23 protein-coding genes and 1 tRNA gene are annotated in these 25,673 nt (G+C 71.1%); 10 read left to right on the top strand and 14 right to left on the bottom strand.

What is annotated here, in order from left to right:
* Window positions 1-40 precede the first annotated feature (40 nt).
* The 3 genes from ACFYT4_RS04605 to ACFYT4_RS04615 form a co-directional block, all read right to left on the bottom strand.
* Entirely contained in the window at window positions 41-310 is a 270-nt protein-coding gene (locus tag ACFYT4_RS04605; RefSeq protein WP_389265209.1) for an acyl carrier protein, read from the bottom strand.
* A 286-nt stretch (window positions 311-596) separates the two neighbouring features.
* Window positions 597-1,415 carry a LuxR C-terminal-related transcriptional regulator gene (locus ACFYT4_RS04610; RefSeq protein ID WP_389265211.1) on the bottom strand — a complete coding sequence of 273 codons (819 nt, stop codon included), beginning with the start codon at window positions 1,413-1,415 and terminating at the stop codon, window positions 597-599.
* A gap of 1,470 nt (window positions 1,416-2,885) precedes the next feature.
* Window positions 2,886-3,503 carry a hypothetical protein gene (locus ACFYT4_RS04615; protein WP_389265213.1) on the bottom strand — a complete coding sequence of 206 codons (618 nt, stop codon included), beginning with the start codon at window positions 3,501-3,503 and terminating at the stop codon, window positions 2,886-2,888.
* Window positions 3,504-3,766: 263 nt separating this feature from the next.
* Here ACFYT4_RS04615 and ACFYT4_RS04620 point away from each other — a divergent pair, with 263 nt between their 5' ends.
* Window positions 3,767-5,068, top strand: coding sequence for an SGNH/GDSL hydrolase family protein (locus ACFYT4_RS04620; protein WP_389265215.1), 1,302 nt, complete (start codon window positions 3,767-3,769; stop codon window positions 5,066-5,068).
* Window positions 5,069-5,282: 214 nt separating this feature from the next.
* Here the strand turns inward: ACFYT4_RS04620 and ACFYT4_RS04625 are convergent, their stop codons facing one another.
* Window positions 5,283-5,900, bottom strand: a complete 618-nt coding sequence (locus ACFYT4_RS04625) for a hypothetical protein (RefSeq protein WP_389265217.1) — start codon at window positions 5,898-5,900, stop codon at window positions 5,283-5,285.
* 440 nt (window positions 5,901-6,340) lie between these two features.
* Window positions 6,341-7,429, bottom strand: coding sequence for a methyltransferase domain-containing protein (locus ACFYT4_RS04630; protein WP_389265298.1), 1,089 nt, complete (start codon window positions 7,427-7,429; stop codon window positions 6,341-6,343).
* 190 nt (window positions 7,430-7,619) lie between these two features.
* Between ACFYT4_RS04630 and ACFYT4_RS04635 the strand changes: the two genes are divergently transcribed.
* Both ACFYT4_RS04635 and ACFYT4_RS04640 read left to right on the top strand, forming a co-directional pair.
* Window positions 7,620-8,339 carry a hypothetical protein gene (locus tag ACFYT4_RS04635; RefSeq protein WP_389265218.1) on the top strand — a complete coding sequence of 240 codons (720 nt, stop codon included), beginning with the start codon at window positions 7,620-7,622 and terminating at the stop codon, window positions 8,337-8,339.
* 32 nt (window positions 8,340-8,371) lie between these two features.
* Window positions 8,372-8,659, top strand: a complete 288-nt coding sequence (locus tag ACFYT4_RS04640; protein ID WP_389265220.1) for a hypothetical protein — start codon at window positions 8,372-8,374, stop codon at window positions 8,657-8,659.
* Between the two features lie 61 nt (window positions 8,660-8,720).
* On the opposite strand, the gene ACFYT4_RS04645 is transcribed toward ACFYT4_RS04640, so the two are convergent.
* The 7 genes from ACFYT4_RS04645 to galU form a co-directional block, all read right to left on the bottom strand.
* Window positions 8,721-8,794, bottom strand: a tRNA-Ala gene (locus ACFYT4_RS04645).
* Between the two features lie 69 nt (window positions 8,795-8,863).
* Window positions 8,864-9,961 carry a gephyrin-like molybdotransferase receptor GlpR gene (gene glpR, locus ACFYT4_RS04650; protein ID WP_389265221.1) on the bottom strand — a complete coding sequence of 366 codons (1,098 nt, stop codon included), beginning with the start codon at window positions 9,959-9,961 and terminating at the stop codon, window positions 8,864-8,866.
* Window positions 9,962-10,096: 135 nt separating this feature from the next.
* A complete protein-coding gene (locus ACFYT4_RS04655) occupies window positions 10,097-10,708 on the bottom strand; it encodes a GNAT family N-acetyltransferase (RefSeq protein ID WP_389265223.1) in 612 nt (203 codons plus the stop codon).
* A 14-nt stretch (window positions 10,709-10,722) separates the two neighbouring features.
* Window positions 10,723-11,370: a molybdenum cofactor biosynthesis protein B gene (locus ACFYT4_RS04660; protein WP_389265300.1), complete on the bottom strand. Its 648-nt coding sequence runs from the start codon at window positions 11,368-11,370 to the stop codon at window positions 10,723-10,725.
* 161 nt (window positions 11,371-11,531) lie between these two features.
* Window positions 11,532-12,011, bottom strand: a complete 480-nt coding sequence (moaC, locus tag ACFYT4_RS04665) for a cyclic pyranopterin monophosphate synthase MoaC (RefSeq protein WP_389265225.1) — start codon at window positions 12,009-12,011, stop codon at window positions 11,532-11,534.
* A gap of 95 nt (window positions 12,012-12,106) precedes the next feature.
* Window positions 12,107-13,438 carry a gephyrin-like molybdotransferase Glp gene (gene glp, locus ACFYT4_RS04670; protein WP_389265227.1) on the bottom strand — a complete coding sequence of 444 codons (1,332 nt, stop codon included), beginning with the start codon at window positions 13,436-13,438 and terminating at the stop codon, window positions 12,107-12,109.
* Window positions 13,439-13,442: 4 nt separating this feature from the next.
* Window positions 13,443-14,345, bottom strand: coding sequence for a UTP--glucose-1-phosphate uridylyltransferase GalU (galU, locus tag ACFYT4_RS04675; protein WP_389265228.1), 903 nt, complete (start codon window positions 14,343-14,345; stop codon window positions 13,443-13,445).
* Between the two features lie 92 nt (window positions 14,346-14,437).
* On the opposite strand from galU, the gene ACFYT4_RS04680 reads away from it, so the two are divergent.
* Window positions 14,438-15,055 carry a 5-formyltetrahydrofolate cyclo-ligase gene (locus ACFYT4_RS04680; protein WP_389265230.1) on the top strand — a complete coding sequence of 206 codons (618 nt, stop codon included), beginning with the start codon at window positions 14,438-14,440 and terminating at the stop codon, window positions 15,053-15,055.
* A gap of 222 nt (window positions 15,056-15,277) precedes the next feature.
* On the opposite strand, the gene ACFYT4_RS04685 is transcribed toward ACFYT4_RS04680, so the two are convergent.
* Entirely contained in the window at window positions 15,278-18,136 is a 2,859-nt protein-coding gene (locus ACFYT4_RS04685; protein ID WP_389265232.1) for a penicillin acylase family protein, read from the bottom strand.
* 301 nt (window positions 18,137-18,437) lie between these two features.
* Between ACFYT4_RS04685 and ACFYT4_RS04690 the strand changes: the two genes are divergently transcribed.
* The 6 genes from ACFYT4_RS04690 (at window position 18,438) to ACFYT4_RS04715 (ending at window position 25,228) form a co-directional block, all read left to right on the top strand.
* Window positions 18,438-19,883, top strand: a complete 1,446-nt coding sequence (locus ACFYT4_RS04690; RefSeq protein ID WP_389265234.1) for a potassium/proton antiporter — start codon at window positions 18,438-18,440, stop codon at window positions 19,881-19,883.
* A 390-nt stretch (window positions 19,884-20,273) separates the two neighbouring features.
* Window positions 20,274-21,572, top strand: coding sequence for an MFS transporter (locus ACFYT4_RS04695; protein ID WP_389265236.1), 1,299 nt, complete (start codon window positions 20,274-20,276; stop codon window positions 21,570-21,572).
* A 69-nt stretch (window positions 21,573-21,641) separates the two neighbouring features.
* On the top strand, window positions 21,642-22,010 hold the full coding sequence (locus ACFYT4_RS04700; protein ID WP_389265237.1) for an FmdB family zinc ribbon protein: 369 nt from the start codon (window positions 21,642-21,644) through the stop codon (window positions 22,008-22,010).
* Window positions 22,011-22,480: 470 nt separating this feature from the next.
* Entirely contained in the window at window positions 22,481-23,320 is an 840-nt protein-coding gene (locus tag ACFYT4_RS04705) for an S-methyl-5'-thioadenosine phosphorylase (RefSeq protein ID WP_389265239.1), read from the top strand.
* Between the two features lie 654 nt (window positions 23,321-23,974).
* The gene (locus ACFYT4_RS04710) at window positions 23,975-24,568 is read left to right on the top strand and encodes an RcpC/CpaB family pilus assembly protein (RefSeq protein ID WP_389265241.1); all 594 of its coding nucleotides are present in this window, start codon (window positions 23,975-23,977) and stop codon (window positions 24,566-24,568) included.
* A 141-nt stretch (window positions 24,569-24,709) separates the two neighbouring features.
* Complete coding sequence (locus tag ACFYT4_RS04715; protein ID WP_389265242.1) at window positions 24,710-25,228, top strand: MscL family protein; 519 nt, start codon at window positions 24,710-24,712, stop codon at window positions 25,226-25,228.
* 146 nt (window positions 25,229-25,374) lie between these two features.
* Here the strand turns inward: ACFYT4_RS04715 and ACFYT4_RS04720 are convergent, their stop codons facing one another.
* Entirely contained in the window at window positions 25,375-25,581 is a 207-nt protein-coding gene (locus ACFYT4_RS04720) for a hypothetical protein (protein WP_389265244.1), read from the bottom strand.
* Window positions 25,582-25,673: the final 92 nt, after the last annotated feature.

Raw genomic sequence — 25,673 nt, forward strand, 5'->3', positions numbered from 1 at the left:
CGACGGTCGGTGACGACGGGCACGGCTGCCGGTCGGCGGGTCAGTTCGCGGAGGCTTCGGCGACGACGACGTACACGCCCCGCAGATTGACCATGCGGCTCAGCTCGGCCTGGTCGATGGTGACCTTCTGGGTGCGCTCCAGGGCGGCGAGGATCTCGATCGCGCGGAGGGAGTCCGCGTCGTGCTCCTCCTTGAAGAGGCTGGTCTCGGTGACCTCGTCCTCGTCGATCTCAAGGATGTCGCAGACGATTTCCTTGATCTCCTGCTTCCGGGCGGCGTCAAGGGCGGTCGTCAGGTCCACGTCGGTCATCTCGGCTCCAAGAGGGATCGCTGTCCGGAGTCCGGTGACTCCGCGGTCCGTTCGATGGATCCGAGACTGGGTTCGCCCGCTATACCGGCGCTATACGGTTTCTGACCTGCGCGGTTGCCGCAGGGTCACGGCGCGGCTCGCTCCGGTGGCCGGCGCCGCCGCCGTACGGGGCTGCCTGTCCACGGCGCTCCTTGCTCCACGGCGCCGCTTGCGCCGCGGCTCCGGGGCGCGGCTCCTTCGCGTACGGTCGCGGGTGCCACCGGAGTACGCCGGGTGCGCGCGGGACCTACCCGGCTTCGGACCCGGACAGCCAGCCGAGCTGCGCGGCCCGCATACCGGCCTGGAAGCGGCTGCGGGCGCCGAGGCGCCCCATGAGATCGGCCGTGATCCGCCGCCCGGTGCGGACCGAGACGCCGAGCTTGCGGGCGACGACCTCGTCCGTCAGGCCCTCGCCCAGCAGCTGGAGCACGGCCTGTTCCTGCGCGGACAGTTCCTCCGACCCCGACTCCCGTGACTGCGGCCGGCCGCCGCTGAAGGGGCTGGCGTCCTCCCACACCCGCTCGAAGAGCGCGGTCAGGCTGACGATGAGCCCGGGCCCGCGCAGGACGAGCGCACCGGCGGCGGAGGCATCGGGGTCGATCGGCAGCACGGCGTGGGTGCGGTCGAAGACGAGCATCCGCGACGGCAGCGACGCGGTGGTACGCACCTGATCGCCGTGTGCGACGAGCCAGCGCAGATGCTCCACCGACCCGGGGTCGTTGTACACACTGTCGAGATAGACGCTGCGCATCACGACCCCGCGTTCCGCGAGCGCTTCACACAGCGGCTGGCTGGCCTTTCGGCTGCTTTCCGACTGCCGTCCGCCGGATGCGAAGGTGAGCAGTTCGCTCGTGCAGTCCTGGGTGAATTCCTCGATACGGGCCCTGATGTCGTCGATTCCGTCGAGCCGGTCCACGACCACGCGCCGCAATTTCTGCTGGGCCGCGTCGTACTCGTCGATGAACCGGGCCACTTCGACCCGGGACTCCGAGATCCTCTGCTGGCTCTCCTTGATTTCACCTTCGCGTTGCACGAGCAGTGCCTGAAGTCCAATCTCCGGGCTCACGGCCCGAAGCCTTCCGGGTTCCTCCCACGAAGGCTTGATGAGCGAGAGCCGCGCGCATTCGTCCAGTGCCGATCTGACGTGCTCGGCGGGCCAGTTCAGAAGGCCCACCAAATCGTCCACGCCGGAATCCGGCCACCGGAGCATGGTTCTATAAAGTTCGGCCGCCTGGGGACCCAATCCCAGCGGTTCGAGCATGATGCGGCCCCCTGCCCCCCGTTGTGCGCCCTGCACACGAATCTGTCGGGGCATTATGGGCAGTTCGATTCCCGATGGCAACGAACGCCTGTTCAAACCCGCCTCATGACGGAGGGCCCACCCTCTGATGGGTGGGCCCTTTTCAGCCATGGTGCAGTACACGAACAGTCGCGCGATACCCATCAGATCTGGCCAAAGGGATCGACCCTCGGACGGGACCCTCACATCGGGTCACGTGACGGTTTGGCCGGAATTCAATCCCAGATGGGATCCTCCGGCGCCCCAAGGGGCACGGCTGGGTCCCTGGTGGAGCGCTCTGTGACGACTCCCCACGGGGGCATCACCTCAGAAATGCCCACGGGGGCAATTCCAGCCGGAACGGCAATGCTTCGCAGCTCATTGATACGCATGTAACAACTCCCCTAGTCGGTTGTCACCGCTTCTCATTCCGGTCGGCTCCCCAGCCGACCGACAGAAGAATTCTTGCTCGCGATCCCCCTCACCCACCAGCGCGCACCACCGGCAGGGACCTGCGCTGGCAAGGTGCTGTCAGCGGAAGCAAGTCCCCCGCTTGCCCCATGAACCCATCACACCCGTGACCGGCTTCCCCACCCGTCCCCCTGTCGGCGGAACGACACAGGAGTCGGCCGTCGCGCGATCTCCGGTGCCCGGTCCCGACACCCCTCCGGTGGACCGGCGTCAGGCGCCGACGGACCGGGCAACGGCTTCCGGGCACGCTTCGGCCTCCGGCCCGAGGACGGAGGTGCGGCTCACCGACCGGCTCGCCGACCGCTCGCCGACCCATCGCCACGGAACACCCCTAAGCGATCCGCAGCGGTCACGCTCCGATGCGTCCGGCGCCGTGCACCCGTGACCCCCACGCTGCTTGCCGAGCAGTCCGCCGATCGCGGCGGCCACTTCGCCCCGGACCACCATGGCACCGCTTCCCGCTCCGTGGTCCGCGGTGACGCACCCTGCGGAACACCATCCGAATCGGCCCGCTCCCCCAGCCGCGGCGCAGAACAGCGGGCCGAAGCCCGAACCGGCCCCTCCGAGACGTCCGCGACCTCCCGCCACCGACCGGCAGGCACCCGGGCAGCGCGTCCGGTCGGAGCCCCCGGGCAGGGCGGCGTCCGAGAGGACGGCCGCGCCGGGGCGGGCCGCGGGAACGGCCCGTTCAGCCGGACCGGCGCGGACCGGCTTCGAACCATGGCCCCCGCACAGCGCCGCCGCTGGTCCGCCGTCCGTGATGAAGGGCCGTCATCAGCCCCCGCATCACGGGCAATCCACGCTGTGCAGTCCCGGATAGACCGGATCGACCATGGTGCCGCTGACCACCAGGACGCCGCCGGTCCGACTCCAGCTCAGCTCGTACGAGCCGGAGGCAACAGGACGGTAGCCGTCGTCGGCCCTCCAGGAACCCGACTCCCGCCAGGCGATGCCGGTGGGGCCCACCGCGTATACCGCGCCGCTGCCCGCCAGCAGGAACGACTCCTCCCGCACCACAGCCGTGCAGCCCCCCGGGCCCGTGGGTCGAAGAACGTGGTACTGCGCGCCCAGGTCGTTCAACCCGCCCACCACGCTTCCCAGTCCAGCCGCCGCGGCCAGCAGACCGCGGACGAACGCGGGTCGCGCCCGGGGGCACGAGGGCGCCGGGCCGGCCGCCGAGCGGCGCCGCACGGCAAGGACCCCCATGAGGATCAGCGTCACGACGAGCAGGGTGGCACTCACCGTCCACCCGGGGATCACATGCCCCGCGACGACCAGCAGCACGCCGCTCCAGCCCACAGCCGCGGCGAGGAGCAGACACCCCGTGGTGACGGTCCAGTCCGGGGCGGGCCGCGTCACCCGGCCGGCCCGGCACCGCTCACTCTTCGCGCCGCTCGGTCTCATCAGCGCACCCTACGGCCCCGCAGGCCCGGGCCGCACCGTCCAGGCACCCAGGCGGCCTCAAGAACGGCTGGGCGGCGGGGAGTCCACGAGGAATCCACCAGGCCCCGGCGAACAGGTCTCGCGGGACGAACGCCACACATCCGGTCGACCCACCGCCTCAAAACGCGGACGCGCTCCGGTCGGGGACCCTACGATGCCGGAGAACGCTATCGAACACACTTGCGAGTCCGGCTCGCCGAACCCGCAGGAAGGGGTACGAACCCATGCGCTGGAAGATCCGGCACATCTCCGTCATGACCGTCGCGGCGGTCACCACCACGGCACTCGCTCTGACCACCGCCCCCGCGACGGCCGCGAAACCCACGCCGGACCAGGGGCACCCGGGTGGCTGGACCGGCACCTGGGGAGCCGCGCACCAGTATCCGGTGGCCCCGGCGGGCTGGCCCCCCAACTGGTCCGTCGAAGGGTTCTCCGATCAGAGCGTCCGGCAGGTCGTCCGGATCAGCGCGGGCGGCTCCCGGATCCGGGTGCGGGTGTCGAACCGGTACGGGAAGCAGCCGCTCGTCGTCACCGGAGCCACCGTCGCCCGGGCGGCGGAAGGGGCCGCGGTGCACCCCCACAGCGTGCGGACGCTGCGCTTCGCGTCGGCGCGCGGGGTGACCGTCCCGGCGGGGAAGGACCTCGTCTCGGACGCGGTCGGCCTCCCCGTACGGCCGCTGGAGAAACTGACGATCACCCTCCATTTCGCCGGGACCACCGGCCCCGTGTCCTTCCACTCCAACGCCCTGACGACCACGTACCGGGCCGACGGCGACCGGACCCGGGACCCCTCCGGACATGCCTTCGAGGGCGCGACCAGCCAGTCCTTCTACGCGGTCTCGGGCGTGGAGGTCGCCGGGCCGCGCACGCCCGGGGCTGTCGTCGCCTTCGGGGACTCCATCACCGACGGCGCGTTCTCCACCCCGGGCGCCGACAACCGCTACCCGGACCAGCTCGCGGAACGTCTGGCCGCCGACGGGTCACGGCTGTCCGTGGTCAACTCCGGGATCAGCGGCAACCGCCTGCTGTCCGACTCGGTCTGCTTCGGCGAGAAGGGGGTCGACCGCTTCCGCCACGACGTACTCGACCGGCCGGGCGTCCGCTCGGCCGTCGTCCTGATCGGCATCAACGACATCGGCGCCGGCGGCACCCCCGACTTCGGCTGCGGCCTCGCCCCCACCGTGACCGCCCAACAGCTCATCGACGGGCACAAGGCCCTGATCCGCCTGGCACACGCCCGCGGGGTCGAGGCGGTCGGCGCGACCGTCACCCCGTTCAAGGGAGCCGGATACGGCTACTACTCCGAGGCCAAGAACCAGGTACGGACGGAGGTCAACGACTGGATCAGGACCAGTGGCGCGTACGACGCGGTCGCCGACCTCGACCGCGCCCTGCGCGACCCCGCCGACCCCGACCGCCTGCTGCCCGCCTACGACTCGGGCGACCGGCTCCACCCCAACGACGCGGGCATGGACGCCATGGCCCGGACGATCCGCCCGCACCTGGAGGAACCCGTCGCCGACTGAGCCCGTACCGGACCCCGCTGCCCGAGCGACCCTCGTACACGGTGCTCCGACACCGACAGCACAGGGCCGCCGGGCAGTTGTCCGGGCTCGGCAGGGCCGCCGACGACCCCGCCGCATCCGTCCACGAACACCCCACTGGTTCTCGCCAGTTGAAGGACTTCGCTCCGGCCGACGGGTGCTCGCCGTGCGGCCGGCGGGGCCGGGTCCCCACGCATCACGCGGCCGGGTCCTTGCCTGCCCGCTCGTTCCCGGCCGGGTCATCGCCCTCCACTGCCTCACCCGTCGGCTCATGCCCCTCCGGATCACCGCTCTCCGGGTCGTCGCCTGCCGGATCGCCGTCCTCCGGGTCATTGCCGACCGGGTCATCGTCGGCCAGGCGTTCCGGTCCGCCGGTCGCGGCGCCGACGCATACGGTGGCGGCCAGCGCGAGGACCAGCACAGTCGGGTTGACATATCCGGGAACGGAGTCGGTGGCGTAACTTCCGCCGTCGTTCGTCTCGCAGACGAACCGGAGCGGCACATAGTCCACCGAGTAGTCGATGATCCCGTTGGCCTCCGTCCGCTCCTTCCAGCCCGGTGTACGGCAGGACGGAATCGGCGACGAATCGGTACCGCCGTCCTCCGCCGAGAGGACCGAACTGGAGACATGCAGCATGCCCCAGGTGTACACGGCGACCGCGACGGCCCCCAGGAGGGCCGCGAGCCCCCGGAACAACACCTCGTATGCGGACCGCCGGAAGACGAACCGGCCGAGGTTGCCGAGGCCGTGGCCGAGGAGGGTGCAGGCGACGACCAACCCGGCCGGAATGAACAGAAGCAGCAGGAAGGCCATCGGGTGAGTTCACCAGGACGACATCTCCACGGCTGTGACCCATCCCACAGTTCTGGCAACAGGACCGTCACAACTCCCGAAAGCGCCCCGCCGCCCCGGCTCGACCCACGGGAACGGACTGCCGACAGAAACAGGGCAGGGCAGGGCCGGTTCACCGGGTATCGAACCGCGACGGAGCGACTGTGCCGTCAGAATCGAACCTCGGAGTCACCGCTTCTCCGGGGCCTGTTGGCGCTGTCGGCTCCCAGACGACGGCGACGTTGTCAGGGCACCCCTGGAACCCGCAGGGCCAGCCGCTCCTGACCGCGGCCTGCCGGTCTGCCGGGCACACAACGGTGGCCCTCCAGGGCGACCTTCGAAGCCAACCGTTATTACTGCGGCAACGTCTCCTGATTCCGGCGGGCCGGAGCCCTCCACGCCGCGCTCTCTCAGACGACGGTTCAGGCCACGAGCAGGCGGAGGCCCAGTTCTGCCGCATCGAGATCGACGAGGTCGCGGTTGCGCTCGGCCCACCGGCCTGAGGAAAGGTCGTCGCGGAGTGCGTCCACCGCCCGCCGCTCGGCCTCCGGCCCGACCCTGGTCCATACCGATACCGCGCGGCGCACATGTTCGTCCAGGTATGCCTCGGGCCGGCGCCAGTAGGCCTCAAGAAAGCCGTCGGCACAGTCCCAGGGAATGAGCACGGGTTCCATACGAGCCCCGATCGCGCGGGCCAGCCGGTCCACCGAGGGTCGCTCGGCGACGAGGCCGGCGACCTCGGGCAGGTACTTTCGGGTCAGCCAGAACCGGTGACGCCATCCGGCATCGCTGGTGTCGTGCGTGAACACCACCACACGCCGGGCCACACGCCGCATCTCGCGCAGCCCGGCGATCGGGTCCCGCCAGTGATGAACCGTGCTGAAGGCCATCGCCGCGTCGAAGGACCCGTCCTCGAACGGCAGGCTCTCCGCGGCGGCGGCCACGCACCGCGCCGCTCCCGCGGGACGCTGCGCCCGCATGACCGCCGACGGTTCCACCGCGGTCACGTCGCGGTCCGGCGGTTCGTAGGAGCCGGTTCCGGCCCCGACGTTCAGGACCGTCCGCGCGTCCCCGAGCGCCGCCCAGACCCTCGCGGCGATCCGCGGCTCGGTGCGCCGGGTCGCCGGGTAGGCGGACCCGATGGCTTCGTACAACTGCGCGCCGAACACTTTCAGCTGTTCCTCCGGAGTCGTCCTGATCCCCATCGCCCGTGCCTCCAGTTCCTTGTCTATCGCCGTCACCATGGCAGCCGCACGGTCACGCTGTTCCAGCAGCAGGCCGCGCATCCGGCGCAGGTGCGCGACCGCGTCGGTGGCCGGGTCGTCGACCAGATCCGCGATCTCACGCAATCCGAAGCCCAGCCGCCGGTACGCGAGCACCTCCCGCAGCCGCTCCACATCACCCGCCGAAGAGGCCCGGTACCCGGCCGCGGTCCGGGCGGACGGCCGCATGAGGCCGATCTCGTCGTAGTGATGCAGCGTACGAACACTCACACCGGCCAGCTCGGCCACACGTCCCACGGTCAGGTGCTCTTCCACACCACCGACGATGCGGCATGACGCCACGTGAGGGTCAAGCGCTTCACTCCGGTACCGCGCGTGGACGATCGCCGACCGGCGGATGGGGCTGTATAAGACGGAAACCGAGACGGAGCAGGGCCGAAGCCTGGACGTCGTGCCGTTCCCCGTCCATCATCCTCACGTGCTCAAGATCCCCGGCTATGAAGGCGGCCCTCTGGTTCAGGGCAGTGCCTACCTGGACGATCCGTTGTTCTGGCCCGTTCACCTGGGAACCTGCCTGCGTGGAGAGGACGCGCAACGAGCCGCGTTCGGTGCCGATTGGGACGCGGCCATGGATGTGTACCGTGCGGTTTCCGCCGAACACGAGTGGCCCGTGTTCGATGTGCCCCTGCACTCCGGCCACACCATCTACGTCGTCTACCGCAACTACGAGGACGAGCGAGGGGTGGACTACCTGATCCACCACCCGGCGTGGCCCGAGGCGGAAACCCTCGCCGTTGACGACGGCCACTTCATGGGGCCCGGCATGGCCTGGCCGGAGTTGCTGTCCGCTGCTCGACAGGCAGCATCCGGGGGTGTTGATGCTGCCGACGCACGGCTCTTGCTGCTTTTCCCCACACTCGGCGACGCACACCTTCCCGACGACGCAGCCGTTGCCCTCACCGCCGCGCTCACTGCTCTCACCGTGATCGAGGAGCCTGCCGAGGTGGCGAGGATGCTCCTGGAGAACCAGGGCCAATGGGCTCCAGCCCACTGGGCACCGAGAGACGGCGTCTGGATCAACTACGGCGGGCACTCCTACCGGAACCCCTACAACGCGTTCGCCCTGCCCAACGGCCGTCTACAGGAGATCAGCAGTGCGCTGAACGGCGAGGAAGCACCAGCATCCTCAGACATCTGACCGAAGCCCTGAGCTTGGGAAACTCGGGGCATTTGAGGCTCGCTGCGGGGCTGACCTGCGACAGAGCGCGCAACTTCAACCGTTCGCTCTCCGACCGCTGCGACCGAGCGGGGGTCCGGAGGATCCGGCTCCACGACACCCGGCATACCTGTGGTTCGCTCGTGGCCACGCTCGACGTCCATCCCCGGGTAGCGATGCAGATCGTCCGGCACAGCAAGATCGCCGTGACGATGGAGGTGCCTACGCACGTGCCCTCGGAGGTGACCCGCGAGGCGCTCCACCGACCGAGCAGGCAGTTGGGCACCCAAGATCCGAAGTAGCTGCTGTACGCATGCCGAAGAGCCTCCGCCGGATCTCTCCGGCGGAGGCTCTGAGCTGCGGTGGACCTGTGGGGATTTGAACCCCAGACCCCCTCGATGCGAACGAGGTGCGCTACCAGACTGCGCCACAGGCCCTTGCAACGAGTGAAACTCTAGCATCCCGATCGGGGTGCTTGGAAATCCGTTCCGTCGCTGGTCACGGGGTCACTCGTTGGCCGCGCGCGGGCGGTCCTCGTCCGCGTACTGGTCGAAGAGAGGGGTGCGGCCGCGGTCGCGGGTGGCGCGGCGCGCCGGGGGGTTGCGGCGGTTCGGGGCGGGGGGTGCGGGCGGGGTGGAGGGGGTCGGGTCCGCCGTGGAGGAGCGGGCCGAGCTCCAGGTCTCGGGGTCGTTCATATCGACGCCGCCCGTGGCGCGCGGGGCGACCGGGGCGGTGACGTAGGTGGGCAGCGGGACGGGGACCGGGTCCCAGCTGTCGCCGGTCGCCGGGCCGCGGTCGCGCTGCTGGTCGACCCATTCCGCGTGGTCCGTCTGCTCGACCAGGGCGCGCCGGCCCGCCTCCTGGGGTGAGACCTTCGCGGGGACGGGCTCGGGGTGTGCCTCGGGCTCCTCGTCCGGCTCGGCGGCGGGCGCCGAGGCCGGCTGGTGGCGCCGGGGCCGGTTCTCGCGCAGGCGCTGCGCCGCCGCCTCCGCGCGGCGGCGGTCCATGACGACCACGAAGCGCCGGCGCTCCTGGGCCCGCAGATGCACGATGTACGTACTGAGGAGCACCGCGGGTACGGCGGGCGCCCACAGGAAGCCGAGTCCGCCGACCGCGGCCACGACCGCGCCCAGGGTGAAGGCCACGAAGAGCATCATGGTCGTACGCCTGCGGCGGGCGAGGACCTTGCTGCGCCGGGCGCGCTCGGTGGCCGCCCGGCTGGGGCGGGGACGAGGACGGCGCTCCGAGGGCTCCCGCGAACGTGCCGGTGCCGGGGACTGCGCCGCCGCTCCGGCCGGTTCCGGGGAGGGGGTCCGGATCTCGGTGCGGGGCGCGGCGAAGGCCCGGACGTCCACGGAACTCAGGGGTTCCGTGCCGACATCCGGGTCCCGGTCGGGCTCGGGCTGCTCCGCGGTGCGCTCCCGCAGCTCCTTGGCGTACCGGCGCTCCATCGCCCCGCGTCCGGACAGCAGCCGGATGGCGGTGGAGAAGCGTTCCGTCGGACGTGCCTCGTTCAGCTCGTCCTGCCTGCGGAGCCACATCGGCACCAGGTAGGCGGCCCAGGCCCCGACGATGACTGCGTAGATGAGGCCGCTGCTGCTCACGGTCACACCGTAGAGGGATTCTCGCAAGGGCATCCGCCAATTGGCCCGGTGTGTCGCACGATCCAGCTGATATGACGGACTTTTTTTGCGATTGTTCGGATCATCTCGCGGTCGACGGGGATCACTTTCGAACGTTTATTTCATTTCCCGGGGTGTCCGGGGTCGTGCCTGGTGCCAGCGGCGCAGCAGTCCCTCGGGCACTTCCTCGGCCGTCAGCGCGTACACCAGATGGTCTCGCCACGCACCGTCGATGTGGAGATATCGGGGGCGCAGCCCCTCTTCGCGGAAACCGAGTTTCTCCACGACCCGGCGGCTCGGACCGTTCTCGGGGCGAATGCAGACTTCCATCCGGTGGAGTCCGACCGCGCGGAAGCAGTGGTCGGTCGCGAGCGCGACGGCCGTCGGCATCACTCCGCGGCCCGCGACGTCCCGGTCGACCCAGTAGCCCACATGGCCGGAGCACATCGATCCCCAGGTGATGCCCGCTACGGTCAACTGGCCCACCAGCCGCCCCTGGTACTCGATGACGAACGGCAGCATCCGGCCGGCGTTGGCCTCGGCCCGCAGATGGCGGACCATCTGGCGGTACGTCGGGCGCTGGGTGAGCGGTGCGCCGGGGGCGGGCGGCGGGATCGTCGCCTCCCAGGGGCGCAGCCAGTCCCGGTTGCGCCGGTTGACCTCGCGCCAGCTCCGCTGGTCGCGCAGCTTTATCGGGCGGAGGACCACATCGCCGTCCGCCAGGACCACGGGCCAGGGGGCGTTCAGCTCGGGCTCCCGGTGGGGCTCGATCCGGGCGCGGCCCCGGGCGGGCCCGGGGGCGCGGCGGCCCCCGATTCCGCCCCGGATCCGGAACCGGGTCCGGAGCCCGCGCGGGGCTGCGCCGAGGGCCCCGCCCCGGCCCCCGGCACGGGCCCGGAGCCGGGTTCGGACGCCGCCGCGGGTCCCGCCGCCGGCTCGTGATCACCGCCCCACAACTGGTCCACCGCGTGCCGGAGCAGCTGTTCCAGTACGGCCAGCCCGTCCCGTACGCCGCCGGGTGAGCCCGGCAGGTTGACGATCAGAGTGCGGTCCGCGACGCCCGCGAGCCCCCGGGAGAGCGCGGCGGTGGGGACCTTCGCCAGGCCGTGGGCCCGGATCGCCTCGGGGATGCCGGGGATCTCGTAGTCGAGGAGGGCCCGGGTGACCTCGGGGGTGTGGTCGGTGGGCGAGAGACCGGTGCCGCCCGTGGTGAGGATGACGTCGTACGCCTGCGCCACCCCCGCCCGCAGGGCGTCCCCGACCGGGGCGCCGTCGGGCACCACACGGGGGCCGTCGACGCGGAAGCCGAGCGCGGCGAGGCCCGCCGCGAGGATCGGGCCGCCCCTGTCCTCGTACACACCCGCCGCCGCGCGGTTGGAGGCGGTGATCACCAACGCCCGTGGTCCCGGCCCCGCGCCGCCGGATTCCGACCCCGTGTCCGAAGGGCCAGCGGCCGGTCCCGTACCAAAACCGCCACCCGGACCGGTGTCCGCGCCCGTGCCCGCATGCGGACGCGGTCCGTGGCTGTGGCCGTACACCTCACCCGCGCGGCTCATGAACGGCTCCAGTCGCCGGACTTGCCACCCGTCTTCTCCTCGACCCTCACGGCGGTGATCACCGCCGCCTTGTCGACGGCCTTGACCATGTCCACGATCGTGAGCGCGGCGACCGAGACGGCGGTGAGCGCCTCCATCTCGACCCCCGTGCGGTCGGTGGTCCTCACCGTGGCGGTGATCTCCACGGCGTCGTCGGCGACCGACAGATCGACCGTGACGCCGGAGACCGCGAGCGGGTGGCAGAGCGGGATCAGCTCCGGTGTGCGCTTGGCGCCCATGATCCCGGCGATACGTGCCGTCGCGAGCGCATCGCCCTTGGGGACGCCCTCGCCCCGCAGCAGCGCCACGACCTGCGGTGACACCAAGACCCTGCCGCTGGCGCGAGCGGTGCGCGCGGTGACGTCCTTCCCGGAGACGTCGACCATCCGGGCCGCACCCGCCTCGTCGATGTGCGTCAGCCTGCCGTCTGTACTCATGTCGCTGTTCGCCGCTCCCGGTCCGGGCCCTGGGGGGGCCTGCAAGGCCCATGTGGGCCTGTGTGCGCAGACACGGTACCCCCACGGAGCGCGGGTCACCCGAGGAGGACCACCTCCACCTCCGCGCCGGGTTCGAGGGAGGTGTCCTCCTCCGGCACCACGATCAGGCAGTCGGCGTGCGCGAGGGCCGCGACCAGATGGGAGCCGGAACCGCCCACGGGGGTGACGGTGCCCGCGCCGGAGTCGTACGCCCCCCGGAGGAACTGGCGGCGGCCCGCCGGCGAGCCGAGCGCCGCGTCGGCCCGGAGCACGGCGCGCACCCGGGGGCGGTGCACGTCCTGCCTGCCCATGAGGGTCCGGATCGCGGGGCGCACGAACAGCTCGAAGGAGACGTACGACGAGACGGGGTTCCCGGGCAGGGCCAGCAGCGGGGTGTGGTCCGGGCCGATGGTGCCGAAGCCCTGGGGCTTGCCGGGCTGCATGGCCAGCCTGCGGAAGTCGACCCCGCTGCCCGTCGGTCTGTCCTCCTCGCCGATGGCGTCGTCCCCGGCGGGCTCACCGGCGGTCGCGAGGGCCTCCTTCACCACGTCGTACGCCCCCACACTCACCCCGCCGGTCGTCACCAGGAGATCGGCGCGGATCAGCTGGTCCTCGATGGTGGCGCGCAGGATCTCGGCGTCGTCCGTGACCGCGCCCACCCGGTAGGAGAGCGCTCCGGCGTCCCGCGCGGCGGCGGCGAGGGCGAAGCTGTTGGAGTCGTAGATCTGGCCCTCGCCGAGGGCCTCGCCGGGCTGGACGAGCTCGCTGCCGGTGGACAGGACGACCACGCGCGGCCGGGGCCGCACCCGGACCGAGCCGCGGCCGATCGCGGCGAGCAGACCGATCTGCGGCGGCCCGAGCACGGTGCCCCGCGTCAGGGCCAGGTCCCCGGCCTGGACGTCGCTGCCGCGCGGACGCACATGGGCGCCCGCCCCGGCCGGCCGGTGGACACGGACCTCGCCGCTCGCGCCCCCGGGGTCCCGGCCCGCGGGGACCATGGCGGTGACCGCTCCCCGGCCGGCGCCGCCGTCCGTCCACTCAACCGGGACGACGGCCTCCGCCCCCCGCGGCAGCGGTGCGCCGGTCATGATCCGCGCGGCCTCGCCGGGGCCGACGGTGAGCCCGCCGGCGCCCCCGGCGGCGACGTCCCCGACGACCACGAGGGCCGCCGGGAACTCCTCGGTCGCGCCCTGGACGTCGGCGACGCGGACCGCGTACCCGTCCATGGAGCTGTTGTCGAAGGGCGGCAGGGCGACGGGGACGGTGATGTCCTCGACGAGAACGCAGCCCTGGGCGTCCTGAAGCGGCAGCTCGATGGGGTCCAGGGGCCGAATGGCCGCGAGGATGTCCGCCAGGTGGTCGTCCACCGACCAGATCGTGCTGCTCACGGTGTTACATCTCCTCGTTCACATAGTGGCGGAGCCAGTCCCGGAACTCCGGTCCCAGGTCTTCACGTTCGCACGCGAGTCTGACAATCGCCCGCAGATAGGCTCCGCGGTCGCCGGTGTCGTAGCGCCGGCCCCGGAAGACGACGCCGTGCACCGGGCCGCCGGTCTTCTCGTCCCCGGCGAGTTCCCCGAGGGCGTCGGTGAGCTGGATTTCGTTGTCGCGGCCCGGTTCGGTCCCGCGGAGTACGGCGAAGATCGCGGGGTCGAGCACATACCGTCCGATGACGGCGAGATTGCTCGGGGCCTCGGAGGGGTCGGGCTTCTCGACCAGCCGCGTCACCCTGACGACGTCCGGTTCGCCGGTGGGCTCGACGGCCGCGCAGCCGTACCGGTCGATCTGCGAGAGGTCGACCTCCATGAGGGCGACGACGCTGCCGCCCTCGCGTTCCCGGATCCCGACCATGCGGGACAGGAGCGGGTCGCGCGGATCGATCAGATCGTCGCCGAGGAGGACCGCGAAGGGCTGGTCGCCGACGTGCGGGGCGGCGCACAGCACCGCGTGGCCGAGCCCGCGTGGGTCGCCCTGGCGCACATAGTGCATGGTGGCGAGGTCGCTCGACTCCTGGACCTTCCCCAGGCGGCGGGCGTCGCCCTTGCGGGCCAGCGCCTCCTCCAGCTCGTAGTTGCGGTCGAAGTGGTCTTCCAGGGGGCGTTTGTTGCGGCCCGTGATCATCAGGACGTCGGAGAGTCCGGCCGCGACCGCCTCCTCGACGACGTACTGGATCGCGGGCTTGTCGACGACGGGCAGCATCTCCTTGGGAGTGGCCTTGGTGGCGGGCAGGAATCGCGTGCCGAGGCCGGCGGCGGGAACGACCGCCTTGCTGATCCTGGAGTTCGGCTGAGTCACGTCCGGCACACTATCCGGTGCAATTGCGAGGAAGATAAGGCTCCATCCGCTTGGCTCCCTATGCATATATAAGAGAGGTGAACCAGCCGCCGATGAGCGATGAGCTCCCCCCAAGGGAATCGACAAAAGGGGCGTTGAGGGGCGAACTCCTCGATGCCCGCGCCCTGCTGTCCCCCGAGGACGTCCGGGAGGCCGCCGCGCGGCTCGCCCGAGCGGCCCTGGGCCTTCCCGAACTGACCGGGGCCGGCACCCTCGCCGCGTATGTCTCCGTGGGGCGCGAACCCGGTACGCGCGCGCTGCTCGACGCGCTGCGCGAGCGGGGCGTACGCGTCCTGCTGCCGGTGCTCCGCGCCGACAACGACCTGGACTGGGGTGTGTACGAGGGCCCGGAGCGCCTCGTCCGCGCCGGGCGCGGGCTGCTGGAGCCGGACGGGCCCCGGCTCGGCGCGGACGCCGTGCTGGAGGCCGGTGCCGTACTGCTTCCCGGGCTGGCCGTGGATGCCCGGGGGATGCGGCTGGGGCGCGGCGGCGGCTCGTACGACCGGGTGCTCGCCCGGCTGTCCGCGGCCGGCGCCCGGCCCGCGCTGGTGGTGCTGCTGTACGCGAACGAAGTGGTCGCCCGCGTTCCGGAGGAACCCCACGACCACCCCGTCCACGCCGTCGTCACACCCGAGGGCGTCACACGATTCACGCCCCGGCCGCCTCAGTAGCCGAAGCCGGACCGAAGCCGGTGCCGTGACCGGAGCCGTGGCCGTGCCGCCGGCGTGCCCGTGCCCCTGGGTCGTGGCGGTGCTCATGCGTGGTGGCTGCGCAGATACGAGGGCGTGTCCGCCGCCGCCCGCCTGACCCGGGCCGGCCCGAGCGCGCGGGCCGGATCCCGGGGCCGCGGCTCACACCCCGGGCCGGCCGCCCCGAGCGGGCGGGGCGCGGCCCTACGGCGGGGTGAGGGTCAGCGTGTCGACGGTGTTCGCCTCGACGGCCTCATTACTGAAGGACCATTCGAGCAGTTCACCGTTGGCCCATTTGTCCGTCTGATCGGTGTAGTGCGCGCTGTACGCGTGCCCCGACGCCCCGGTCAGATTGATCCAGCGGGAGCGGTCCCAGTCACCGACGTTGACGACCATCCGCATCGACGGCACCCAGACGACCTCGTACCCCGCCGCCGCGTTCCAGCCGGTGGCGTTGACCGTGGCCTCGCCGCCGCCCAGATTCCACGGGCCGCGGTTGAGCATGTACTTCAGCACGCCGGGGCCCTCGGTGCCGAGCGTCTGGTTCCGCAGCGTCAGCTGGTGGAGCCGTCCCCAGCTCCAGCTGGAGACGTCCTTGCCCAGCTCCGCCGTCAGCTCCCAGCGGGCGTCCTCCATCGCCCGCGCGAACAGCTGGTCACGCGTGGTCGTGGCGGAGTCCGTGCGGCTGGCCGGCGTATGCCACCACGGGTTGTCCTCGTCGTCCAGGATGCCGCGTACGACCTCGAACCAGCGGTCGCCGCCGTCCGGCTGCGCCGAGTCCGCGTCACGCATGCCGCACTCGATGATCCGCTCACTGAGCTGGTCGTCGGGGGCCGTGCTGTCCGCCGGGCGGACGCTGAGGCACTCGCCCTCGACCCGCAGCTCCTTGGGCATCTTGTTGCCGAAGGCGAGCTTGAGGATGTTCCGCCAGACGCTGTTGAAGTAGGCGGCGGCGGCCGAGTCCGCCTCCTGGCCGTAGCTCCAGCCCTCCAGCAGCTTCTGCGCCTCGCGGACGTACGGGTCCGAGACATCGATCTTCAGCAGAAGAGGCGTCAGCTTCTTGGCGATCTCGCTGAAGTTGTCCATCTGCATGGTGCGCATGTCCTCGGTGGAGATCTTCCCGCCGTCCTCGATCTTCTGCCCGATGAGATCGTTGATGCGCTGGCTGCGGGCGCCGTATCCGAAGTCCGAGGTCAGCAGGTACTTGTACTTGTCGTCGATGACCGCCTGGTTGGCGGTGACGATGTAGCCGCGCTTCGGGTTGTACTCGTACGGCATCTCCTCGAACGGGATGTCGCTCTTCCACTTGTACTTCGGGTCCCAGCCGGGCGCGGGGACCGAGCCGTCGCCCTTGGCGCGGATCGGGACCCGGCCGGGGGCCTGGTAGCCGATATTGCCCTTGGTGTCGGCGTAGACGAGGTTCTGGGAGGGGACGTCGAAGTTCCTGGCCGCCTTGCGGAAGGAGTCGAAGTCCTTCGCGCGGTTCAGCCCGAACACGGCGTCCATCGAGTTGCCGGGGGTCAGCGCGGTCCACTGGAGGGCGACGCCGTAGCCGGTGGCACGGTCCGGGGCGGAGTTGGAGACCGGGGCCTTCTGGCCGACCTTCTCCAGTTCGGTACTGCGGTCGGAGACCAGTGGGCCGTGGTCGGTCGAGCGCACGGTGATCGTCTTGTCGTCGCCGCCCGCGACCTTGATGACCTCCTTGCGGGTCTCCAGCTCCCGGTCCTCGCCGCCCGTCTCGTAGGTGTTGCCGGAGATCTTTTCGAGATAGAGGTCGGTGACGTCCGCGCCCAGGTTGGTGAAGCCCCAGGCGATGTCCTGGTTGTGACCGATGATCACACCCGGCATACCGGCGAAGGTGTAGCCGGCGGTGTCGAAGGTGCAGCCGGCCGAGACCGTACGGCAGTGCAGACCCATCTGGTACCAGAGCGAGGGCAGCTGCGGGGCGAGATGCGGATCGTTGGCCAGCAGGGGCTTCTCGGTGGTCGTGTACTTGCCGGAGACGACCCAGGAGTTCGAGCCGAGGCCGCTTCCGTTCGGGCCGAGCAGGGCGGGAATGCTGTCGAGGGTCTCGGAGAGGGCACCGAGCTGGGAGTTCAGGCCGTCGGCGGCCTCGGAGGGGGTGGTTCCGCCATCGGAGGTTCCGGTTCCTGAACCGCTCCCCGACCCGGACCCCGCACCCGATCCCGACCCGGATCCCGCGCCCGATCCGTCGAGGCCGCTGCCGGTGCCGTCGCCACCGCCGCCGCTTCCGTTGCCGTCGCCGTTGTCGCCGTCCGAGGAGGGTTCGGCGTTCGGGTCGAACTCACCGGTCGCCTCGTCGACGGCACCGCCCCCGACGATCGGTTCGTTCCGGTCGTACGGATACGGCGGGTACAGCTCCTTGATCTGTTTCTCGGTCAGCCTGCTGGTCAGCAGCGAGCGGTCGATCTCCTCCTGCATGTTGCCACGCAGGTCCCACGCCATCGCCTTGAGCCAGGCGACCGAGTCCACCGGGCTCCAGGGCTCCGGCTTGTAGTCGTTGCTGAAGGCGAGCGCCGCGTACTCGACGGAGAGCTCCTTGCCCTCCTTGCCCTCCAGATAGGCGTTCACCCCGTCCGCGTACGCCTGGAGGTACTTCTTCGTCTCGGGCGTCAGCTTCTTGTCGTACTCCTCCTGCGCGACCCGGCGCCAGCCGAGCGTACGGAGGAAGGCGTCCGTCTCGACCTGCCCGGAGCCGAACATCTCGGAGAGCCTGCCCGCCGTCATATGACGGCGTACGTCCATCTCCCAGAAGCGGTCCTGCGCCTGGACGAACCCCTGTGCCCTGAAGAGGTCTTCGTCGTTGTCCGCGTAGATCTGCGGAATGCCGTAGTCGTCCCGCTTGACCTCGACCTCGCCGCGCAGCCCCTCGATCTCGATCGTCCCGGTGGTCTGCGGAAAGGAGGCGCGAACCGTACTCACGCCCCAGTACCCGCCGTACCCGGCGCCCGCGAGGACTGCCAGCACCAAAACGATCACGAGCAGGCGGGCGCGTCGCCCCTTCTTCTTCTCGGGGGAAGAGGCGGTTGTGTTGGAGGGCATCGCTGTCCTTCGAGGCGCAGTCTGGTCCTGGGGTGCTGGAGCAACCATAGGCGCAGCACCCTGTCACCCCTGACGCGGTATCCGAAAGCACGCCCATCGAGCGCTGTCGGCACAGCATTCGCAGAGCGACGGGCGCGCTGCCCTTCGAGACGAGATCCCCGCGTCAAGAAAACGTTAAAGATTAGGTAAGGTAACGAAGTGTCGCCGCCCGGATTCACGATCCGGCACGTAGAGGCGCCAGGGGAAGGATCGGCCACTGACTGTCCACGAGCTCAACGCACTCCTGCTCATCTGTTCGCTGGTGCTGCTGATCGCCGTCGCGGCGGTGCGCATCTCGTCCCGCAGCGGACTTCCCAGCCTGCTCCTGTATCTCGGCATCGGGATCGCCATAGGGCAGGACGGCATCTTCGACGTCACGTTCAACGACGCAGAATTGACCCAGGTGATCGGCTATGCCGCACTTGTGGTGATTCTTGCCGAGGGCGGCCTGGGCACCAAATGGCAGGAGATCAAACCCGCGTTGCCCGCCGCGATCGTGCTGTCGACCGTCGGCGTCGCGGTGAGCGTGGGAGTGACGGCGGCGGCCGCGCACTATCTGGTGGGTCTGGAGTGGCGCCAGGCGCTCATCATCGGCGCGGTGGTCTCCTCGACGGACGCGGCCGCGGTCTTCTCCGTACTGCGCAAAGTGCCGCTGCCGTCGCGGCTGACCGGTGTGCTGGAGGCCGAATCGGGCTTCAACGACGCTCCGGTGGTCATTCTCGTCGTGGCGTTCTCGACGGCCGGCCCGGTCGACGACTGGTATGTGCTGGTCGGGAAAATAGCTCTGGAGCTGACGATCGGCGCGAGCATCGGTCTGGCCGCGGGCTTCCTCGGCGCCTTCGGGCTGCGGCACGTCGCCCTGCCCGCCTCCGGTCTGTACCCCATCGCCGTGATGGCCATCGCGGTGGTGGCGTACGCGGCCGGCGCCATGGCCCACGGCAGCGGATTCCTCGCCGTCTATCTGGCCTCGATGGTCCTCGGGAACTCCAAGCTGCCGCACGCCCCCGCCAACCGGGGCTTCGCCGAGGGTCTCGGCTGGCTCGCCCAGATCGGCATGTTCGTGCTGCTCGGCCTGCTGGTGACCCCACACGAGCTGGGCGACGACATCCTGCCCGCACTGGTCGTCGGACTGATCCTGACGGTGGTGGCCCGCCCGCTGGAGGTGTTCGTCAGCCTGCTGCCTTTCAGGATTCCGGTACGGGAGCAGATCCTGCTCTCCTGGGCGGGGCTGCGCGGCGCCGTGCCCATCATTCTCGCCACCATTCCGATGGTGGGCGGGGTCGAGGGCAGCGCCAGGATCTTCAACATCGTGTTCGTACTGGTCGTCGTCTACACGCTGGTGCAGGGGCCGACCCTGCCCTGGCTGGCGAAGGCCCTGAAACTCGGCCCGGGCGCCCCCTCCGATCTGGGCATCGAGTCGGCGCCCCTGGAGCGGCTGCGCGGCCACCTGCTGTCGGTCGCGATCCCGCAGGAGTCCCGGATGCACGGTGTGGAGGTCGCGGAGCTGCGGCTTCCGGCGGGGGCGGCGGTCACCCTGGTCGTACGGGAGGGGAAGAGCTTCGTCCCCCTTCCGACGACGGTGCTGCGGCGCGGGGACGAGCTGCTGGTGGTCGCGACGGACCCGGTACGGGACGCGGCCGAACGGCGGCTGCTGGCCGTGGGGGAGGGCGGCAAGCTGGCGGGGTGGCTGGGGACGGCCGGGCATTAGAGAGTGCGGTCGGGGGACGGGCCGGGCCGCGGGTGGCCCGGACGGCGGGCGGGGGCCGTACAGGGTGCCGGGTCGGGGCCGGGTGCCGGATCGGGGTGCGCCGGGGACGAGGGGGTGCGGGTTCCGGCTTCCGGGGTTCCGGGGTTCCGGGTCGAAGGGTGCGGCCGGACCGGGTGTATTCACCACGGAGGCAGCCGGTCCCACCGGTTACCATGGGCCCAGACCTGATCGACCACCTCTGCCTGACGCAGAGCTGGCGCGACCGTATGGCGGCCGCGGAGTCCCTGTCAGCGGACCCCGGTATCTACCGCAGTCCCGCACAAGAGGACAGCTCTCGGCCGCTCCCGCGCATCAAAGGGAGCGCCACCAGGCGGCAGAAAGGCACGGACCGTGGCTTCCGCGGTCACCGACGACACCGGCAGGGGGGCCGGACGCCGTCCCGGATACGGGCAGCTGCTGCGTACCCCCGGCGCCTGGACGTTCCTGCTCCCCGGCTTCGCCGCACGGCAGCCGTTCGCGATGCTGACCATCGGCATCGTCCTGCTCGTCCAGGACACCACCGGCTCGTACGGCAGGGCCGGCGCGGTCGCCGCCGTCACCGGTGTCTCCATGGCCCTGTTCGCCCCGCAGGGCGGCAAGCTCGCGGACCGCTTCGGGCAGCACGCCGTACTACTGCCGGGCGTGATCGTGCACGCGGCCTCCGTATCGGCCCTGACGGCGCTCGCGCTGGCGGACGCCCCGCTGTGGGTGCTGTTCGCGGCCGCCGTGCCGACGGGAGCGTCCGTACCCCAGATCGGTCCCATGGTGCGGGCCCGGTGGGCGGCGAAGCTGGACGGATCACCCCTGATGTCGACCGCGGCGGCCTTCGAGTCCGTCACGGACGAGCTGACCTTCGTCGTCGGACCGGTCCTCGCGACCGCGCTCTGCACCGGAGTCCACCCCGCCGCCGGACTGATCGCCGAGGCCGGACTCACCCTGGCCGGCGGACTGCTCTTCGCGGCCCAGCGCCGTACGCAGCCGAGGGCCGTACGCGCCGCCGCAGCCGGAACCGGAACCCGTGTCTCCGCGCTCTCCGTGCCGGGTGTGCGCGTCCTGGTGGTCGCCTTCCTCGGCATCGGCTCGGTCTTCGGCGGAATGCAGGTCTCCCTGACCGCCTTCAGCGAGGAGATCGGCAATCCGGGCGCCAATGGACTGCTGTACGGGGTCTTCGCGGCGGGCAACATGCTCGCCGGTGTCGCCTGCGGCGCGATCGCCTGGAAAAGCGGCCCCCGGCGGCGGATGGTGATCGGTTACGCCGGGCTGACGCTGACAGCCTCCCTGCTGTGGTCGGCGCACTCCCTCGCCCTGCTCGCCGTACTCGGACTGCTCGCGGGGCTCTGCATCGCACCCCCTCTGATCAGCGGTTACACCCTGGTCGATGCCTTGGTGCCGGCCTCGGCCCGTACGGAGTCCTTCACCTGGCTGACGGGCGCGGTGGCCCTCGGCCAGGCGGCCGCCGTCACGGTCGCGGGTCAGCTCGCGGACGCCTACGGCGCACGGGCCGGCTTCCTGGTACCTCTGGTGGGGACCGTACTGGCCATGATCACTCTGGTGGCGCTGCGGTCACGGCTCACTCCGCGGGCGTCCGGGCACGTCGCCGCACGTGGGGTGAGTGGGATGGATCACCGCCCGCGGGTGACGGTGGACTGATCCGCAGGAATACGTCACTATGGACCGTCGTTAGCACTCATTGAGTGAGAGTGCCAGGAGGAAGAGCCAGTGCCGACCTACCAGTACCAGTGCACCGAATGCGGCGAGGGCCTTGAGGCGGTGCAGAAGTTCACCGACGATGCCCTGACCGTGTGCCCGCAGTGCGAGGGACGCCTCAAGAAGGTGTTCTCAGCAGTCGGCATCGTCTTCAAGGGCTCGGGCTTCTACCGGAATGACAGCCGGGGCTCCTCGTCGAGCAGCGCGCCCGCGGCTGCCGGGGCGAAGTCCTCGGAGAAGGCGACGGAGAAGTCGTCCGGGACGTCGTCCGACACGAAGACCTCGACGTCGTCCTCGTCCTCCTCCGCTCCCGCCTCCGCCGGGTCGTCCTCCTCGGCGTCGTCGTCGACGGCCGGCTCCAGCAGCAGCTCGGCCGCCTGAGGACCCTTCGAGGCGCCTCCGGGACGTTTCTTCCGCGGCCCCTCGGACGAGCCGAAGCCCCCGGACAAGCCGAGGCCCCTCGGACGAGAGTCCGCCAGGAGATTCCGGGGACGGCCGAAGGCGCCGCCAGGCTTCTCGCCTTCCGCACAACCGAACGTCTTTGCCCGGGACCCCGCCGTTGTGTACGGCGGGGTCCCGGGCGTGTGGCGTGTATGTGCGGGGCATCCGCGGGGGCATCCCACCGAAGCCGCACGGGCGTCTCGTGGAGGCTCATTCTCGTGGAGGCTCATGGTTTCCCCTGAGGTGTGGGGGTTTCATGGTGCGGGGCCGTGCGTCGGCCGGCTGCGCCGTGGAGGTGGGACGGGCTTCGCCGTGGAGGTGGGCGGAGGAGCGCGGAGGGCCGGGATCCGGGCGGCGTCCCGCGGTCTGCGGCGTTTTCGGCGGGTGGGCGCGTCGATAGTGTGACCGCCATGGCGAACACGAACGCTGAAATCGGCGTGATCGGCGGCTCGGGTCTCTACTCCTTCCTGGAGGACGTGACCGAGATCCCGGTGGACACCCCCTACGGCAGCCCGAGCGACTCCCTGTTCCTCGGTGAGGTGGCGGGCCGGAAGGTCGCGTTCCTCCCCCGGCACGGACGCGACCACCGCATCCCACCGCACCGCATCAACTACCGCGCCAACCTCTGGGCCCTGCGCTCCGTCGGCGTACGGCAGGTGCTGGCGCCGTGCGCGGTGGGCGGACTGCGTCCCGAGTACGGCCCGGGGACCCTGGTCGTACCGGATCAGCTCGTAGACCGTACAAAAGCGAGGGCGGAGACGTACTTCGACGGCGTCGCCCGTGCGGACGGCGTCGTTCCGAATGTTGTGCACACCTCCCTCGCCGATCCCTACTGCCCCGCGGGTCGTGCCGTCGCGCTGAAGGCGGCGCGCGGACGGGCGTGGGAGCCGGTGGACGGCGGAACGCTCGTGGTCATAGAAGGACCGCGCTTCTCCACCCGGGCCGAGTCCCGGTGGTTCGCGTCGGCGGGCTGGGCGATCGTGGGCATGACCGGGCACCCGGAGGCTGTTCTCGCCCGTGAACTGGAGCTGTGCTACACGTCGCTGGCCCTGGTGACCGATCTCGACGCGGGCGCGGAGACCGGGGACGGCGTCTCGCACCAGGAGGTCATGCGTGTCTTCGGCGAGAAGGTGGAGCACCTGCGGGCGGTGCTCTTCGACGCGGTGGGGGCGCTGCCCGTGAACGGGGAGCGGGACTGTCTCTGCACGGACGCGCACGACGGATGGCAGCTGGGGTTCGAGCTGCCATGAGATGACGTGAGGTGGGGGTGGGTGGCTTGAGGGGCGGTAGGTGGGCTGAGGTGGAGGGCGAAGGACATCGTTCGGGTGAGGACGTTTTCCCCAGCGGGGCGGGTGTCCACAGGCTCCGGCGGGACTGCGGGGATCGGTGGATCGTGAGGGGCGAGCGGTCGGTGATGACCGCGTCGGCTCCTCTCCATCTGGTGGTGCGTGACCATGACCCTTCCTCCCGTTCCCTCGCCTTGTCTTCCTTCGCCTTCTCTTCCCTCGCCTTCTCTTCCCTCGCCTTCTCTTCCTTCGCCTTCTGTTCCTTCGCCTGCCGTTCCTTCGCCTTCTGCTCCTTCGCCTTCCGGGCCCCGCCCGACGCCCCGCTCTCGCTCCGCCCCGGGTGGCGCCTCCGGCCCGGGCGCTTCCGCCAGGGGCTCCGGCGGCGGTTCGCCCGGGGCCGTGTGCGCGGGCCCCTCCCGGGGCACGGCTGACGGTCCGTCCGGTGGTTCGTCCGTCGGGTCGTCGCGGGGTACGGGCGCGGGCCCGGGTGACGGTCCGTCCGGGGGTACGTCCGGAGGTTCGCCGCTGGATACGGGCGCGGGCCCGGGCGGTTGTTCGTCCGGTGGTTCGTCCAGGGGCTCGTTTCTTCCGGTCGCACCCGTACCCGACCTCCGGGGTGTGCCGCCGTTCGACCCACTGCGGGTGAGCGGCGGGGCGCGTCGACTGCGGCGGGCGCTGCTGCGGCGACGGCGAGCGGTGGCCGCAGGGCTCGCGCTCGCGGCGGCGACCCTGGCCGCCGCGGGTGCGCGCGGTGCCCACGGGCCGGACGGCGGCCCGGCGGTCGCGGCTCCTCAGGGCGCGCCCCGCCCCGCTGCCGGATCCACCACCGCTGCCGGAGCCCGCCCCGCCGAGGGATCCCGGCCCGCCGAGGCCCGGCCCGTGGAGGGGGTCCGCTCCGGCAGCAGGTCCCGGCCCGCCGCCGAGTTGGTGTCCGCTCCCGTGCGAATCGCGGACGCGGCGACGGTGAGGCTGTTGCGGCCGGGGGACCGCGTGGATGTGATCGCGTCGCCGGGCCTCTCGGCCGGCCCGGCGACGGGGGCGGAGCCGGAGGCCAGGGTGGTCGCCCAGGGTGCCCGGGTGACCGGGGTGCCGCGCTTCCGTGACCCCACTGGAGAAACCGGCGCGCTGGTGGTGCTCTCCGTCCCCCGCGCCACCGCTGCCGCACTCGCCGGCGCGGGCGCCTCGTCCAGGCTGGCGGTGACCCTGTGCTGAGCCTGCCGCCGTCGCCGGATCGCACGGACGTACCGCCTGGTCATCAGTTCGCGGGTACGGAGTGGACAGCCCGACACCACCGTGACGTAAGTTGCGGAAGGTTTGACCCCGCGTCCTGCACACGCAAAGAAAGGCTCAGTGGTGACGGAGAAGAAAGTCAGTCTCCTGGAGGGCTTCAAGGCCTTCCTGATGCGCGGCAACGTGATCGACCTCGCGGTCGCCGTCGTCATCGGAGCGGCGTTCACCCAGATTGTGAACGCTGTGGTGAAGGGCGTCGTCAACCCCCTGGTGGGCGCGTTCGGCACCAAGAACCTCGACTCGTACAGCTCCTGCCTCAAGGGCACCTGCGAGGTGGTCAACGGCGAGGTCCAAGGCATCAGGATCCTCTGGGGTTCGGTCCTGGGCGCCACGCTCAGCTTCCTGATCACCGCGGCCGTCGTCTACTTCCTGATGGTGCTGCCGATGGCCAGGTACCTGGCGCGCAAGGCGGCCCGGGACGCGGCAAAGGAAGGCACGAAGGAGGTCGTCGAGCTGTCGGAGCTGGAGGTTCTGAAGGAGATCCGCGACACGCTCATCGCCCAGTCCGCCCGGGGCACGGGCACGGGTCCTGGATCAGGGCAGGGCCCGGCGGGCTCGGGCCCGGGGTCCGGCGGCGTCTGACGGAGTCGTCCGCCCTGTCAGTCGTCCGCGCTGCCACCTGAAACAGCGGGCCGTCTCCGGGCGTCCCTCGACGCGGGCGAGGCCGGGCTGTCGGGGCGCCGGGTCCTGCGCGCCCGCGCCTCGAAGGCACTGGCCGGGAGGCGGGCTCAGATGTGGTGGGGCGGCTTCTCGTCGAGGAATCGCGCCAGGTCGTCCGCGCTGTCACCGCTCGCCGGAGCCCGCTCACCCCACCCGCGGTCCGTATCGTCCGAGGACTGCCGGTCCAGCGGATCGTCGAAGTCGATGCCCGGCTTCGGTGTCTGCTGCCGGGGACGCTCCGCATCACGCGGGCCAGGGGCGGGGGCGGTGCTCATACCTCCAGGGTACGGCGGGAAGGGCGGCCCGGAGCGAGCCGCGTCCCCACGGACGGCGGGGGCGGACGGCCCGCCCGGCCACCCCGCCTCGC

The organism is Streptomyces sp. NPDC004609 (assembly GCF_042873655.1).
Taxonomy (GTDB): Bacteria; Actinomycetota; Actinomycetes; order Streptomycetales; family Streptomycetaceae; genus Streptomyces.